This is a genomic window from Gilliamella sp. B2887, from assembly GCF_026537015.1.
Taxonomy (GTDB): Bacteria; Pseudomonadota; Gammaproteobacteria; order Enterobacterales; family Orbaceae; genus Gilliamella.
Genome location: NZ_JAFNMX010000012.1, coordinates 1 through 16258, shown reverse-complemented (window position 1 = coordinate 16258; position 16258 = coordinate 1). Strand labels below are relative to the sequence as shown.

11 protein-coding genes are annotated in these 16258 nt (G+C 28.8%); 10 read left to right on the top strand and 1 reads right to left on the bottom strand.

Going from position 1 to position 16258, the window contains the following annotated elements; all coding sequences use genetic code 11:
- Positions 1-13: 13 nt before the first annotated feature.
- The 9 genes from J3U13_RS09415 (at position 14) to J3U13_RS09375 (ending at position 13834) form a co-directional block, all read left to right on the top strand.
- On the top strand, positions 14-1153 hold the full coding sequence (locus J3U13_RS09415) for a polysaccharide biosynthesis/export family protein (RefSeq protein WP_267341704.1): 1140 nt from the start codon (positions 14-16) through the stop codon (positions 1151-1153).
- Positions 1154-1181: 28 nt separating this feature from the next.
- Positions 1182-2081: a hypothetical protein gene (locus J3U13_RS09410; RefSeq protein WP_267341703.1), complete on the top strand. Its 900-nt coding sequence runs from the start codon at positions 1182-1184 to the stop codon at positions 2079-2081.
- On the top strand, positions 2081-2887 hold the full coding sequence (locus J3U13_RS09405; RefSeq protein ID WP_267341702.1) for an ABC transporter permease: 807 nt from the start codon (positions 2081-2083) through the stop codon (positions 2885-2887). Before J3U13_RS09410 ends, J3U13_RS09405 begins: the two co-directional genes overlap by 1 nt.
- The gene (locus J3U13_RS09400; RefSeq protein ID WP_267341701.1) at positions 2884-3543 is read left to right on the top strand and encodes an ABC transporter ATP-binding protein; all 660 of its coding nucleotides are present in this window, start codon (positions 2884-2886) and stop codon (positions 3541-3543) included. The genes J3U13_RS09405 and J3U13_RS09400 overlap by 4 nt, the downstream gene beginning before the upstream one ends.
- 17 nt (positions 3544-3560) lie before the next feature.
- A complete protein-coding gene (locus tag J3U13_RS09395) occupies positions 3561-5654 on the top strand; it encodes a capsular polysaccharide biosynthesis protein (RefSeq protein WP_267341700.1) in 2094 nt (697 codons plus the stop codon).
- A gap of 454 nt (positions 5655-6108) precedes the next feature.
- Positions 6109-7302 (top strand): capsule biosynthesis protein, encoded by a 1194-nt coding sequence (locus J3U13_RS09390; RefSeq protein ID WP_267341698.1) that lies wholly within the window; start codon positions 6109-6111, stop codon positions 7300-7302.
- A 31-nt stretch (positions 7303-7333) separates the two neighbouring features.
- Complete coding sequence (locus tag J3U13_RS09385) at positions 7334-8548, top strand: acyltransferase (protein WP_267341697.1); 1215 nt, start codon at positions 7334-7336, stop codon at positions 8546-8548.
- 10 nt (positions 8549-8558) lie between these two features.
- Positions 8559-9641: a stealth family protein gene (locus J3U13_RS09380; protein WP_267341696.1), complete on the top strand. Its 1083-nt coding sequence runs from the start codon at positions 8559-8561 to the stop codon at positions 9639-9641.
- A gap of 71 nt (positions 9642-9712) precedes the next feature.
- Entirely contained in the window at positions 9713-13834 is a 4122-nt protein-coding gene (locus tag J3U13_RS09375) for a bifunctional glycosyltransferase/CDP-glycerol:glycerophosphate glycerophosphotransferase (RefSeq protein WP_267341695.1), read from the top strand.
- Positions 13835-13895: 61 nt separating this feature from the next.
- Here J3U13_RS09375 and J3U13_RS09370 read toward each other — a convergent pair whose 3' ends face one another.
- On the bottom strand, positions 13896-14888 hold the full coding sequence (locus tag J3U13_RS09370; RefSeq protein ID WP_267341693.1) for a glycosyltransferase: 993 nt from the start codon (positions 14886-14888) through the stop codon (positions 13896-13898).
- Between the two features lie 369 nt (positions 14889-15257).
- Here J3U13_RS09370 and J3U13_RS09365 point away from each other — a divergent pair.
- A partial coding sequence (locus J3U13_RS09365; RefSeq protein ID WP_267341692.1) for a peptidase U32 family protein occupies positions 15258-16258 on the top strand: 1001 nt, incomplete at its 3' end.

Here is a 16258-nt window from a genome sequence, read left to right as displayed (position 1 = left end):
AAGGAAATTTATTTTGAAATTACCGTCTCTTCTTCCAATAGCACTAGCCATATTTTTGAGTGGTTGTTCAGTTTTACCGCATTCTGGACCCAGCTTTTCTTCAATAAAAAATATAAATAAGCAGGATTCCAAAAGAGATGACATTTATAGTAAAGTTAACTTAGTCGATCTAAATGATTCAATCAATTTTACTAAAGATATTAACTCATCCAAAATCCCTATAAAATTTATCAATGAAACAACAAATCAAGTTCAACAAGTTGATCGAATCGGAAAAGGGGATAGTCTAAAAATCTCAATTATTGAAACTCCACCGGCAATATTATTTACAGGTTCAAGTGATACAGGTGCACCAAGAACTGGTTTGACGGATTTGCCAATAGTAACTGTTGATTCAAAGGGACTTATTTCATTACCATTTGTAGGAGTTCTAAAAGTTGATGATAAAAATCCTTCGCAAGTACAAAATGAGATAGTCGAAAAACTATCAGGTATTGCTAATAGACCCCAAATCATTATTACTGTGTTAGAAAAAAGATCGTCAACAGTTACTGTTATTGGGGACAAGTTTAGTGGAAAAATGACCCTTACAGCTAAGGGAGAGCAATTACTAGATGCTGTTGCCATGTTAGGTAACAATATGTACGATATTAAAGATACATTAATACAAGTTACTAGAAATAAAAAAAATAGCCAAATCCCCTTAAGTTTAATTTTATCCAATCCTCAATTTAATATTCAACTTCAACAGAATGATGTAATTACATTAGTTAATAAGCCAAGCTCTTTTATTTCAATGGGTGCCACAGGAGCAACTAAAGAAGTAGCTTTTGAAGCTGTAGGAATTAATTTATCTCAAGCACTCGGTCGCATTGGTGGTTTAAATGACAATAAGGCAAATGCAAAGGGTGTGTTTGTATTTAGATATCAAGATAACTTATTAGTCAATGATAAGAAAGAAACGATTCCAACCGTTTTTCAAATAGACTTAACTAATCCTAATTCATTTTTCATAATGAAAAATTTTCAAATTCAAAATAATGATATTGTTTACGTTGCATCTGCACCTATTATTGAACTACAAAAATTCTTATATGCTGTATTTTCACCTGGTGTAGGGATGATTAATCAAGTTAGCCAAGTTACAGAATAAACTATTAATTGATAGGCTTGATACTACTATGTTTTTATTAATAAAGTTAAAAAAAAGATGGTTGCTGCATTTACTTGTTACATTACCGACTTTAATGTCAATGATATATTTTGGATTGATAGCAGAAAATATATATACATCAGAAGCAACCTATATTATACGATCATCAAATACTCAATCCTCATTAGGAGGATTAGGAAGTTTTTTTTCAAAAGTTGGTCTTTCCCGTTCAAATGATGATTCCTATGTTGTTCTTTCATATATAAAGTCTAGAGATGCATTGTCTTCTATTGAACAATTGTTACCCGTTAAACAATGGTATACCCAAAAAGGGGATATCATTGCTCGTTTTAATGGATTCAACCTTGATTTTATGGATAAAAAAGAATACTTTTATCGTTATATGAGTGATATGATAAATGTCAATTTTGATATTTCTACAGGTATTGCTACAATTAGTGTTAATGCATTCGATATGCAAGATGCTTTTGATATAAATGAAAATTTATTAAAACAAGCGGAAGGATTTGTTAATCAGATAAATTTGCGGGCCAAACAAGATCTTATTACAGCATCTTTAGCCGAGCTAAAAAATGCCGAATTACAAATGAAAAAAGAAGCTCAAGCACTTACTGAGTTTCAAAAAAATAAAAATAAAGATGCTAATCTGGCTGAATATCAACAAATTCTTATAAATAACACTGTTGCAAAACAGCAATTTGAAGCTGCTACATTATCTTTGCGTAATGCTCAAGTGGAGATAACGAAGAAACAGCTTTATTTAGAACGTATAGAGCAACCTAGTGTTTCAGATGTCTCATTTAAACCTTCACGAATCTATAATATCATCACAACTTTTATTATATGCCTGATTATATACGGTATATTTAATTTAATGTTAGCAGGGATAAGGGAGCATAAAGATTGATGAGTGAATTAATTTCTAAAACTCATTTTTTACGCTCATTAATAATACAAGTTAATGTAATAAAAGCTTTAATATTAAGAGAAATTATTACACGATATGGTCGTAATAATATTGGTTTTTTATGGTTATTCGTTGAACCCATGTCATTGACTTTATTGATAAGCTTGATATGGTACTTTTTCAAAGTAGACGCCGTTTCTAATCTTAATATCATTGCATTTGTATTGACAGGTTATCCAATAGTTATGATGTGGCGTAATAGCTCATCTCGGGCTAAGGGTGCAGTTAAAGCTAATCAAGCATTACTCTATCATCATAATATACGTATTTTGGACGTTGTATATGCGCGTATTTTTCTGGAAATGATAGGTGCAAGCGCAGCTCAAATTTTTGTGATGATAATATTTATTTTTTTGGGGCTAATATCTATACCGAATGATCCATTTTATATGCTATGTGCGTGGGGACTAATGTGTTGGTTTTCTCTAGGACTTGGATTAGTAATTTTTGTTTTATCTGCTCGATTTGAATCTTTTGATAAAATATGGGGAACATTAAGTTTTATTTTAATTCCTTTTTCGGGGGCTTTTTTTTGGGTTGATACTTTTCCTAATGAAATTCAAAGTTTGTTACTTTTTTTGCCTCCTGTTCATGGAACTGAAATGTTCCGTTTTGGATATTTTGGATCATCTGTCACCACTCATGAAAGTATAAGTTATTTAATTTTGAGCAATATAGTTCTATTATTTATTGGATTGGCTATGGTTAAAATTAATGAAAACCATATACTTGAGGAAGGGTCATGATCATAGTAGACAATGTTTGTAAAAAATACACTACAAGAAAAGGTTATAAAACCGTTCTAGATAATATTAGTTTTACTCTACATCGAGGAGAAAAACTTGGAATATTAGGTCGTAATGGGGCAGGTAAATCAACATTAATAAGACTTATAAGTCAAATTGAAAAACCAACCTCAGGAACCATTAAACGAAGTATGACTATTTCATGGCCTTTGGCTTTTACAGGGGCTTTTCAGGGTAGTTTGACAGGTATGGATAATCTACGGTTTATATGTAGGATTTATCAGACTGATATAAAAAAGACTAAAGAATATGTTGAAGATTTTGCCGAACTAGGTGATTATTTATATGAACCTATTAAAAAATACTCATCAGGCATGAAAGCGCGTTTAGCTTTTGCTTTATCATTATCAATAGAGTTTGATTGTTACCTTATCGATGAAGTCATAGTTGTAGGGGATTCTAGATTTACACAAAAATGTAAAAAAGAATTATTTGAAAATAAGAAAGATCGTTCTTTAATTTTGGTGTCACATAATATGAACGCTATCAAAAGTTACTGTGATAAAGCAATGGTTTTAGAGGAAGGGCATTTACATCAATTTGACACTATCGATCAAGCTCATCAATATCACACTAAGCAACAACGTTTAACATAAAAGTCATTTAATCTTTTATGCAAAAAGTTGCTATTTTTTCAAAAAAAATTTTCAGAATTAAACACATTCATCATTTTTTCCCTGATTTATTATTTATCTATAAAAATAGAAAAAAAGAAGCTAATGCAATTGCTGGATGGGGATTTCGTACTACCACAAAGAAAGCACGAAAATATGCTACAGAAAATAAACTGCCATTTATTTCACTTGAAGATGGATTTTTACGATCTGTTGGCTTGGGATTAGATGGTTATTTTCCACTTTCACTCATAGCAGATAATATAGGCATTTATTATGATGCTCGTTCTCCATCAGAATTAGAGAGTTTGATAAAAGATAAAAGCCGTTTAGTTTTACATTTGAATGATGCAACGCAAGCGATAAAATTAATCATTGACAACGAAATAACAAAATATAATCATGCGCCAGATTTTATTGGTTTTAATGATAATGAACTTCATGTTGAAAATAAAAAGGTATTGGTGATTGATCAAACAGTTGGAGATATGTCTGTTAATTACGGCGGTGCAGATCCGCAAACTTTTCGTGAAATGTTAGATGAGGCATTAAAGGAAAATCCAACGGCAACTGTATATGTTAAAGCACATACAGATGTAATTAATGGTTATAAAAAAGGTTTTTTAACAAGTAATTTTATTAAAGACACAGTAATTCTGCTTACTGATGATATTAATCCTATTTCATTACTGAAGCAGATTGATAAAGTTTATGTAGTTACCTCTCACATGGGTTTTGAAGCTCTTTTATTAGGTAAAGAAGTTATTACGTTTGGATTACCATGGTATGCTGGATGGGGATTAACAGATGATCGTCATAAAAATATAAAAAGTTTAAAAAATAATGATAGAAGAACCGAGGCGACTATCATCGAATTGTTTGCAGCAAGTTACATTTTATATTGCCAATATATAAATCCTAATACAGGTAAAAAAGGAACCATTTTCGACGTTATTGATTATTTGGTCAAAATAAAAAAATTAAATAATAAACTTCGTGGTACAGTTAAACTCGTTGGTTTTTCATTCTGGAAGAAACACGCATTACAGCCATATCTGAATCTTCCTTCTATTAAAAGTCATTTTTGTTCTATAAATAAGTTTAGAAAAATTGTAAATGACAACAAATTAATGCATAAAGTGAAATCCCAAAAAATATTAATCTGGGGGCAAGGTAAAGAAAATATTATCCCCACGATTCAGAAAGCAAAATTACGTATTCTGCGTATTGAAGATGGTTTTATTCGATCAATAGGATTAGGGTCTAATTTGGTAATGCCATATTCGCTAGTAATAGATGAGTTAGGTATTTATTTTAACTCGCAAACAATTAGCGAATTGGAGTCACTTTTAGCCACTAGAGTAGTGACCCAAAAAGAGCAAGAAAAAGCTAATTCATTGCGACAATTACTGAATGTAACAAAACTAAGCAAATATAATATTGGTAGTGAAAAAAATATCAGACCTGTTGATGAAATGAGAAAAATTATATTGATACCCGGTCAAGTTGAAGATGATGCGTCAATATTATACGGCTCGCCTATCATCAAAACCAATTTAGAACTCGTTCAAGTTGTCAGAAAAAAAAATCCTGACGCTTATATTATTTATAAACCTCATCCTGATGTGTTAAGTGGTAACAGAATAGGGAAGATAGATAAGTCGGAATTGATAAAATATGTCAATGATATTATTGAATTTGTTAATATTATTGATTGTATTGAACAGGTTGACGAAATTCATACAATCACATCATTAGCTGGTTTTGAAGCATTAATACGTCATAAAAAAGTTGTTTGCTATGGACAACCCTTTTATTCTGGTTGGGGATTGACTACAGACTTATATCCGAGTCCTTTTAGGCATCGAATTTTATCTTTAGATGAATTAATTTATATTGTTATGTATGAATATTCGATATACATTCATCCTAAAACTCTGCATTTTACAGATCCTGAAACATTAATTAATTACTTCAATAATGAGAGAACGAAAAACTCACCATCTATCAACCAATGTTGGTTAAAAAAACAATTATATAAAATCAAGCAAATTATAACTCTTTTTATTAATATAAAGTCTCATAAAAAGTAATTTTTTACACTATATCTAAGATATCGTAAGTTTTTAATTAATGAGATTACGAAAAATTTACTTAACTATCTTTTTGCTTACATATTTAATCAATTTTGTATTTTTTAAAGTATTGATTTATAGATATAAAATATTTAAATAAAATTTATCTTTAATGTATTTTACAAATTCTTAATATTGCCTTATCATAATAGAAAATTATTAATAAAGATTATTGCGTTTCATTGTATTTTTCAGTGTCAATTATCTATGATCCTAAACCTTTGGATAAAGTCATATCAATAATGTAATGATAAGCTTGATTAACTAAATGAAAACTTTTTGGTTCATAAAATGGATTTATAACAAAAATTATTGATAAATTAAATATGATAATGAACTATCTGTTTATATTAATATTTTTTGAAAATAATAAACCTTTTTATTAGAAATAATTTATTATGTGTTTTATGGAATGGGTCATTATTTAGACGAGTTAGTGCAAACGAAAGAAAATATTCTTTTGTTACAGGGACCAGTTGGGCCGTTTTTTAAAAATGTTGCAAAATGGTTACAAAATCAAAAATGTAAAGTTTATAAGATCAATTTAAATGGAGGCGATGAGTTTTTCTTTCCGCAAAATAGTATGTCTTTTTATGAACCGATTGGCAAATTTCGTCAATTTTTAATAGATTATATTGAAAAATATAATATTGATGCGATTGTTGTTTTTGGTGATTGTCGTGCTTACCACAAAATAGCTAAGTCAATAGTTAAGTCCAACTCAAGTTTATCATTTTGGGTTTTTGAAGAGGGTTATTTAAGACCACACTATATAACATTTGAAAAAAATGGGGTGAATGGCTTTTCTCTTACACCTAAAAATTATGATTTTTATGAAAATATTCACAATACCTATTTTCATACAAATAAAGATGAATCTCATTTTTATTTAATGATTTATTATGCCAGTATCTATTATATTTTGATGTTTTTAAAAAGACGAAAGTATTCAAATTATGTACATCACAGAAAAACTTCATTAACTTTTTACGTTTTTCATTGGGGATTAGCATCAATACGAAAATTTAAGGCAAGATTAATCCAACCAGGATTGATAAAAAAGATAAATAATGATGAATATAAGCCATTTTATATTTTTCCATTGCAATGTGATCAAGATTTTCAAATACAGGTTCATAGCTACTACCATTCAATGAGATCCTATATTTTTAGAGTTATTCGATCATTTTCCCTGTTCGCGGATGATGAAAGTTATCTATTAATTAAGCATCATCCAATGGATGAAGGTTTTAACAACTATAAACATTTGATTAAAAAATTGGCTAAACGATATGGTGTTAGTAAAAGAGTAATATATATACATGGCGTACCGATGCCAGTTTTACTCAGGAAAGCAAAAGGGCTAGTTACTGTAAACAGTACTTGTGGGCTTTCTGCACTTATCCATGGATTACCAGTTATAGTATTAGGTGATGCTCATTATGATATAAAAGGATTAACTTTTCAAAAAGGACTACATCATTTCTGGAAAGAAGGACAGAAACCTGATACTGAATTGTTTGAACGCTATGAAACTTATTTATGCAGTAAATCTCAAATAAAGGGATCAGTTTATTATACTGATTTTGAATTAAACATTCATTAATTATTTCAAAAATACTAACGAGAAAGCAGAAATGGAAAATATAAATATAAATGGTAATTATTCAGATCATAATGGGAATCTGGTTTTTGCGCCTAAAAATTTAAATAATGTTACAGTGAATTTTGTTGGCGGAAATAATAAATTAATCATCGCAGAGTCAAGTAAAATTCGTAATATTAATTTTGATTTTCCATCACATAATGCGGTTGTTATGATTGGCGAAAATGGAAATTTATCAGGACAAATAAGAGCTGGTTATTCTTGTCATATTAACATTGGCGATAATGTAACTTCGACGAATAAAATATATATAACATCAGCAGAAAAAACGAAAATTGTAGTAGGGGATGACTGCATGTTTGCTACCGGTAATCAAATTCGTTCGGATGATGCTCATGCAATTTATGATGTTAATACGGGTGACCGAATAAATCCATCAAAAGATATTATTATAGGTGAACACGTATGGTTCGCTTTTAATTCTGTAGTTTTATCTGGAAGTCAAATTGGTGAAGGTTCCGTTATTGGTTTTGCAAGTGTTGTAAAAGGAAAATACCCAAACAATTGTGTAATTGTTGGTACTCCGGCCAAAACAACAAAAAAAGACATTGCTTGGGAAAGACAAAATATAATGTTGACCGAACCTTGGATTAGGACACATGCAAATCAAATAAAAGCACAAAAAAATTATTGGAATAAAACTATTAAAAATAAACCGATATATGTCGGTCAAGGAGTATTCCACAATATCTATAGACACTCACCGGTGAAAGATTCGATTGATGAAACAAAATGTCAACATTATGTTGAGTTATATAACATTTTTCTAAAAAATAATAGAATCTATTTAATTGGTATCGCTGCAATTATTGGAGTGCCTTGTCCTGATTATATGCCTTCTATAAAAAATTTTTTATTATTCAGTACAGAGAATTCATCTTATCAAAAACAGTTAGCAAAATATTCGGATCCAAATATTAGTCGGAAACTATTTAATGGAGATTATATCAGCTATGATAAGGCTGGAATGTTTACATTCAAAAATGAAGGTTTATTGATTGATGATATTCCTGATGGTGTCTATAAACTCGGAGTGAAGTCAACTTATAACGAAGTAGAATATTACAGTGATCTCAAAATTGAAAATATGAAAGAGTCTGTTTATGAAGATTCAAAAACTCTCTTGAAGTTATATCGTATTCAAAATTATGTTTATTTTGAGAAAGTAAGTATAAAGTTAAAATAAGTTATTTGTTATGAGTAAAATCAATAAATTTGTAAAACATCCAGGTATATTTTTTAGAGACTATTTTTTAAATAAATATCCTTTATCATTTGATGAACAAGGTCATAACGTTATCAATGAAAATATCTTAATTACAGATGATTTCAGGTTGTATAATATTCTTGAAAATCAAAGTTCAGAAATTATTGATGTGGTTATTACATGGGTTAATAATAATGACCCAAGTTGGATTAAAAAACTAAATTTTCATAAAGATCTTAATAAAAATCACCTTAATCAGTTTTCCATTGATAGTTCAAGGTTTGAAAATCATGGGGAGTTATATTATGTAATAAAAAGCATTGAATCTTATATACCTTGGGTAAATTCAATATTTTTAGTGACAGATAATCAAATTCCAGAATTTCCTTTATCTGATAAAGTTAAAATAATTGACCATAAGCAAATAATAAATCATAGATATCTTCCTACATTTAACTCTCATGTTATTGAAGCTCACTTACATAATATCCCTGATTTATCAGAAAATTTTATTTACTTTAATGATGATGTTTTTATTGCCAGAAAACTACCTAAAACACATTTTCTTAGTGGTAATAATTTATCATCGTTGTTTTTAAATAGAAAAAATTTGGATCAGATGATCAAAAAAGGTGTTAATACTCCAACTTTATCTGCTAGTTTGAACTCTCGTAATTTGCTATTAAAGAAATATAACAAGAAAATAAACAATCCGTTAGCTCATACTTATGTCCCTTTAAAAAAATCATACTTTGAATTAGCTTGGTCATTGTTTAGAAATGAAATTAATGGATTTCTTCCTAATCAATTTAGGAATGAAAATGATCTGAATTTAGCAACATTTCTAGTTCCTTGGATAATGTATTTTGAGGGTAAATCTAAATTGTCACGTGATATTTGTTACTATTTTAATGTTCGTTCAACAACAGCAAAAACTAATTATACTTTTCTTAGTAATAAATTTAAGTCATTACCTCACTCATTTTGTGCAAATGATTTTTCAGCTAAAAATATTAATGAAAAAGACTACAAAGATAATTTGATAAAGTTTTTGAGTAGATTTTATATTTAATTCAATAACAACAGATTAAAATTGTTCACTTTAATCTACTAAATTCATGATTTATAAGGTCTTAAAAGATTATGTCAATAATAAAAAAATGGAATAAATTGAGAAAGAATCCTAAGCTTTTTTTTACAGATATGTATGAAAAAAGACAGAATTATATTTTAAAGCATTCCCCATCAATAAAATACAAAACGGAACAAAAATTTACTGTAGTATCGGCAGTTTATGGTGTTGAGAGATATTTGAATGACTATTTTGAAAGTTTAGTTAATCAAACTATTGGATTTGAAGATCATATTCATCTAATTTTAGTCGATGATGACTCTAAAGATAATTCTGCACAAATCATCAAAAAATGGCAAAAAAAATATCCAAATAATATTACTTATATTCATAAAGAAAATGGAGGACAAGCATCAGCACGTAATTTCGGTATGGATTATGTAAAAACCAAATGGGTTAGTTTCATGGATCCTGATGATTTTGTAAGTTTAGATTATTATGAAGAAATTGCAAAAGTAATGGATAAAAATCCGGAAGATACGGGCATGGTTTGTTGTAACTTCATATTTTATAATGAAAATGTAGATCAATACAGTGATACCCATCCACTAAAATATCGTTTTGCAAATGGAATTAAATATAACTCCAATTTTGATTTCGGTAAAAACATTGTAATGGCTGTTAATTCAGGAATATTTCTTACACAAGTCATTCTTGAAAACGATTTATTTTTTGATACAAGACTAAAACCTTCATTTGAAGATGCGCGTTTTGCTTCCGAATACATATACTATATTAAATCATTAAAAGTAGCTTTTTTGCCATCTGCAAAATATTATTATAGGAAAAGAGAAGACAATTCCTCAACTTTAGATACCTCTTGGAATGATAAACGTAAATTTTTAGATGCTATCGAGCGCGGTCCAATATTTGTTTTGGAGTTTTATAAAGAAAGATTAGAACAAATTCCAGAATTCATTCAACGACAAGCTTTATATGATTTTGCTTGGATTTGTAAACGTTTAATTAATAATCCCAATCCATTAAATATCCTTAGTGAGGATGAAAAAATTAAGTTCTATGAAAATGCTGAAACGGTTTTATCTTATATAGATAAAGAAGTCATATTGGGTTTTGATTTAGCGGGTATTTGGTTTTTGTTTAAAGTAGGGATATTGGGAACTTTCAAAGGGATAACTGAGATAAATCAGATTGCCTATATCGAAAGATATGATCCAGCAAAAAAAGAGATACTTATTTCATATCATAGTTATAATGATAGTGATATTGCTATATTATTTGATAATAATGATACAATACCTAAATATCAGAAAAAGAAAAAACACACATTTGGTGATAAATATTTTGTAACAACATATAAACTATGGGTCCCTTTACCTGAAAACTTTAATAAGTTTGAAATTAAATTTAATGGTGTTCATTCAAAAATTTTCATCAAAGGAACTTTTTTTTATACTGGTGTTTCTCATGAAAAAATGATGGAACATTTAGCTAAATTTGCTCAAACTAATAAGCGAGAACATTGGATTTTAATGGACAGAGACTCTGCGGCTGACGATAATGCAGAGCATTTGTATCGATATATTCGATCTGAACATCCAAATCGAGACATTTACTATGTATTATCAAACAAATCTCATGATTGGGATCGTTTGAAAAAAGATAATTTTAATTTGTTAAACTTTGGCTCATTTGAACATAAAAAATTATTAAAAACGGCATCAAAAGTAGTCAGTAGCCATATTGATAAATATGTTAATGATTATTTCTCTGATGGGTCAATGTTAAATCAACAATTTGTGTTCTTACAACATGGTGTCATTAAAGACGATTTATCAAATTGGATTAATACCAAGAAAAATGTTAGTTTGATGCTTACTAGTACGGAGCCTGAATTTAATTCAATTGCATTTGACGATAAATATTTTTTAACAAATAAAGAAGTAAAATTAACAGGATTACCAAGACATGATGCATTATTTTTTCAAAAAGATAAATTTGCATCAGAGCAAAAAATAATCTTAATAATGCCTACTTGGCGCGATTCTATTTTACCTAAAGCAAAAACAGATCGTTCAGAACGCGATAAAAATCCTAATTTTATGTTAACTGACTATGCTATACATTGGAAAAGTTTCATACATAGTGAAGAGTTAAAAAGAATAACAAATGATGGAGTAAAAGTTATTTTTGCCCTTCATAAAAACATAGAACCGTATTTGGATGAATTTAATATACCTTCATATATAGAGCAATGGCGTTCTGAAAACTGTAGCATTCAAGAATTATTTTTGAAATCAACACTTCTTATAACTGACTATTCATCTATAGCCTTTGAAATGGCATATTTAGAAAAACAAATTATATACTATCAATTTGATGAAAATGAGTTTTTTTCAGGAAAACATACTTTTTCGAAAGGTTATTTTGATTATAGACAGCACGGTTTTGGTCCTGTTGTTACGAAGGAAGAAGATTTGAATCGCGCTTTAAATGATATTGTTAAGAATGATTTTGCGATCAAAGAACCCTATTTTTCAAGAATTAAAACAGTTTATCCATACAGAGATGGAAAATGTTGTGAAAGGACTTTTGAAGCAATTGAAGATTTGGATAAACCTTATGATATGCCAGAAGAAGTAAATGTTTCAATATTAACTGATTTTCTACTAAGAGCATACCAAGAACAAAACTGGCCAATAGCTATACAACGTGCAATACAATTATTATCCATTGATAAAACACAAGAAGAGCTAGCTTATCTTATTTTAGCAGAAGCAACTTACTATCTGAGAAACCCTTCATTATTCCCAGTTAATATCAGCAATATCAAAAATCACAAAGTGTTGGCATTTCTTTTTATGGGACGAGAACAATGGTATCAAGCTTATGATAGTTGGAATAAAGTGAATGAAAACTCAAGTGTTAAGCTTTTTTATCAGTTAATTTGTTGTCAGCACTTACCCAATAAAGATCATATTGTTAAGGTTCAAAATGAGTTTTTGCTACATTCTGATTATGATAAAGAAATGTCACTATTAATTAATTCTTTAATATCAGCATATAATAAAGATTGGAATACGGCGATAGACCAATTAAATATTTTACTGAAAAGTAATGTAAATGAATATTTTCTGAAAAAATTCTTTCCTGAATTAATACTGGCAGATGTATATAGAAAAAATAATGAGCCTGAAAAATGTCAAACGCAATTAGTTAATTTTGAAAAACACAAAACGTATAATTTTGAATTCGAATTGCAAAAAATTAAATTATACATTATTAAGAAAGATTATTCTGGTATATCTTCTCATTTAAAGAAAACATTTAATAATAATTATATGATTATTCCTGTTTCAGCCTTAAATATTTACATTGAAGCATTGCAAATGTCTGCAAATTGGGAAGAAATAATAGCCTTTTCTCAGGTATTATTAAAAAAAGAGGGAAATTGGAAAATTATTGCACAACAAATGTTAGCAGAAGCAGGTTATCGAAAATATCAAATTTCTCTATTTTTTAATAATGTTAAAGTAAGATTTGAAGATATTAAAGATAATAAAACTAAAGCGTTTATTTTGATGACTCAAGAAAAATGGGAAGGAGCTTTTCAATGTTGGGAAAAAATTACTAATAAAAAAGCAATAGATCTCTTTTATCAATTAACTTGTTGCTATTATCTCCACAGTTCGACATATGCAATGAAAATTAAATCTGCCTTTTTAGAAAAAGGCTTATTTGAGCAAAATGAATTAGATATATTAAATGTGCTCGTGAAAATGACACAACAAAATTGGGGTGGGGCTATTATGCAGCTTAATCCCTTAATAAATTCTAATACAAATAAATATTTTTTGAAGAAATATATATTACAACTGATTTTAGCTGATATTTTTCGTAATATAGGGCAATATGAAAAATCGAATAAATTATTAGACGATTTTGAAAAACATACACCTAATAATACACAATGCCATATACAAATGGTTAAAGTTGCTCTTGCTCAGAAAAATTACAAAAAAGTGGTTAATTTATTGAATGAGATATTTGGTAACAATTATCAATTAATGCCACCATCTGTTTTGGCTGATTACATTCAAGGCTTAACAATGTTTGTAAGTAATGAAATGGCAAATCTAGATAAAATTGTTAAATTTTCTAAGAAAAAATAAAAGTTATTAAGTTGACAACCTTATTAAGGATATCAAGGTTGTCAATTAAGAACTAAATAATTTATCCTTTAACTTGAGGTTTTAATGAGTTAAGCTTTTCATTAAAGCATCGAACAATATGCATTTCCATTCCAACTAATTGTTTAGTTGTTAGCGGTTTTTCCATACAAAAAATCTCAAACCCATCTATTTTTGATGCGTAATCAAGCCATAAATTTCGATACAAATACATATGACTTCCATTATTAAAAATAAACCATTTGATTATATTTTTTTCAAGTTTTCTCCAAGGTTTAAATTTTGTAATAAAATGGATATTTTTAGTATCAAACTCAAAGTTATCATTACTTTCTCGTGTGGATAGTACTCGATGATTATATGTCTCAGGGATTTTCTTGAATTTTCCTTTTGTACTTTCAATGACTAATGCGAATGCAATTTGTTCTAATAATTTTGCATTAGGTGATTCTCTTTTGAGTAGTAAGTAAGCATCAGATAGTTTTTCAAATATTTTTTGTTCAGTATAATTTTTATTATTAAAACCAAGAAAACCTACATTCATGTAGTCGATAGTTTGCCCTGAAATTATATTATCGTCTATTAATTTCTTAATGGTTTCTTTTTCAATATTCTCTTTTTCTAAATTTACTTTATTCGTCCAACCAGAAAAAAACACATCACGAGGTTCTATTTCATCTAATATATATTTACCTACACAAAGAATATCATAATCAACTTTATAGGAGTAAGTATAACCTAATTCACCAAGATAAATAGGTAATGCATAATTATAAAAAATATCGATAGGCCAATGATTTTCAATCATCATCGAAAATTTTTCTTCAATACCAAATTTTCTTAACTCTTTAGTATCAATAAAATTTATAGAATGCTTACTTAATGTTTGCTGCATGTAAGGTGTCAATTTACTTCCATCAAAACACATGAACATATCGAAAATATCATTGTTGTATTCTTTAATACTTTCTAAAGCTACTAGAGCGGGAAAATAAATATTCTCATCGCCCGCTATAAATATTGCCTGTTTTTTCATTTTTTTCCCTAAATAATTATCTAAAAATCCTTTAACCAGGAAAAGGCTAAAATTAGAACTTTATATAATATAGTATAAATTTTATTTTATAAAATATTTTCATTATTAAAGAATAATAGGTGAATCATTAGTTATACTAGGCAGAGTAGGTGAACAAAATAAAATTATATTTAATTCTAAAATATGGAGGTGAATTATTATAAAAGTGCTTTGCAAATTAAACGTATATAAGCAAATATTATAGGAATGATTTTACTCAAACGTATAGGTTTCTGAAACTTCTTGACAAGGATTATTAAATTAATTATAACGTTTGAATATTACCAGTTAGCCAGTCATCTTAAGTTGTATTTTTAAAAAGAGTCATTAATGCTAAATCCCAAAAGTATCAACAATAAATTAGAACTTCTCAGTCCAGCCAAAAATATCGAAATTGCAAAACAGGCCATCTTACATGGTGCAGATGCCGTCTATATAGGTGGACCAAATTTTGGGGCTAGACATAATGCAGGTAATTCCGTTAGTGATCTTGCAAAATTAGTTGAATTTGCTCATCAATATTATGTCAAAATTTTTGTTACATTAAATACTATACTGCATGATAACGAATTGGAATTAGCAAGGAACCTAATTTGGCAATTGTATGATGCTGGTATTGATGCTTTAATTGTCCAAGATATGGGCATATTAAATATGGATATTCCGCCTATTGATTTACACGCGAGTACGCAAATGGATATTCGTACCCCTGAAAAAGCAAAATTCCTTTCTGATGTTGGTTTCTCTCAAATTGTATTGGCTCGAGAACTTAATTTAACTGAAATTGCTAATATTAATCAGCATACTGATGCAAATATTGAGTTTTTCATTCATGGTGCATTATGTGTTGCTTTTTCTGGTCAATGTTATATTTCTCATGCTCAAACTGGACGAAGTGCAAATCGAGGTGATTGTTCACAATCTTGTAGATTACCTTATACCTTAAAAGATGATAAAGGTCGAATAGTTGCCTATCAAAAACATTTATTATCTATGAAAGACAATAATCAATCCGAAAATCTAATTGAGCTAATTCAAGCTGGAGTAAGATCATTTAAAATTGAAGGTAGATATAAAGACGTGAGTTATGTTAAAAATATAACCGCATTTTATCGGCAAAAATTAGATCAAATTCTAGCTCAATCATCAGAATTGCTTCCAGCTTCAAGTGGTCGGGTTGAACACTTTTTTACACCCGATCCTAATCGAACTTTTCATAGAGGAAGCACAGATTATTTCATTCATGGCAGACACCCCGATATATTAGCCATAGATTCGCCCAAATACCTGGGAGAGCAAATTGGCGAAATCACGAAAGTGACCTCAAAAAC

Bases quoted from the DNA above. Each gene is read 5' to 3' on its own strand.
- J3U13_RS09410 (WP_267341703.1), top strand. From the start codon at position 1,182: ATGTTTTTATTAATAAAGTTAAAAAAAAGATGGTTGCTGCATTTACTT.
- J3U13_RS09405 (WP_267341702.1), top strand. From the start codon at position 2,081: ATGAGTGAATTAATTTCTAAAACTCATTTTTTACGCTCATTAATAATA.
- J3U13_RS09400 (WP_267341701.1), top strand. From the start codon at position 2,884: ATGATCATAGTAGACAATGTTTGTAAAAAATACACTACAAGAAAAGGT.
- J3U13_RS09395 (WP_267341700.1), top strand. From the start codon at position 3,561: ATGCAAAAAGTTGCTATTTTTTCAAAAAAAATTTTCAGAATTAAACAC.
- J3U13_RS09390 (WP_267341698.1), top strand. From the start codon at position 6,109: ATGGGTCATTATTTAGACGAGTTAGTGCAAACGAAAGAAAATATTCTT.
- J3U13_RS09385 (WP_267341697.1), top strand. From the start codon at position 7,334: ATGGAAAATATAAATATAAATGGTAATTATTCAGATCATAATGGGAAT.
- J3U13_RS09380 (WP_267341696.1), top strand. From the start codon at position 8,559: ATGAGTAAAATCAATAAATTTGTAAAACATCCAGGTATATTTTTTAGA.
- J3U13_RS09375 (WP_267341695.1), top strand. From the start codon at position 9,713: ATGTCAATAATAAAAAAATGGAATAAATTGAGAAAGAATCCTAAGCTT.
- J3U13_RS09370 (WP_267341693.1), bottom strand. From the start codon at position 14,888: ATGAAAAAACAGGCAATATTTATAGCGGGCGATGAGAATATTTATTTT.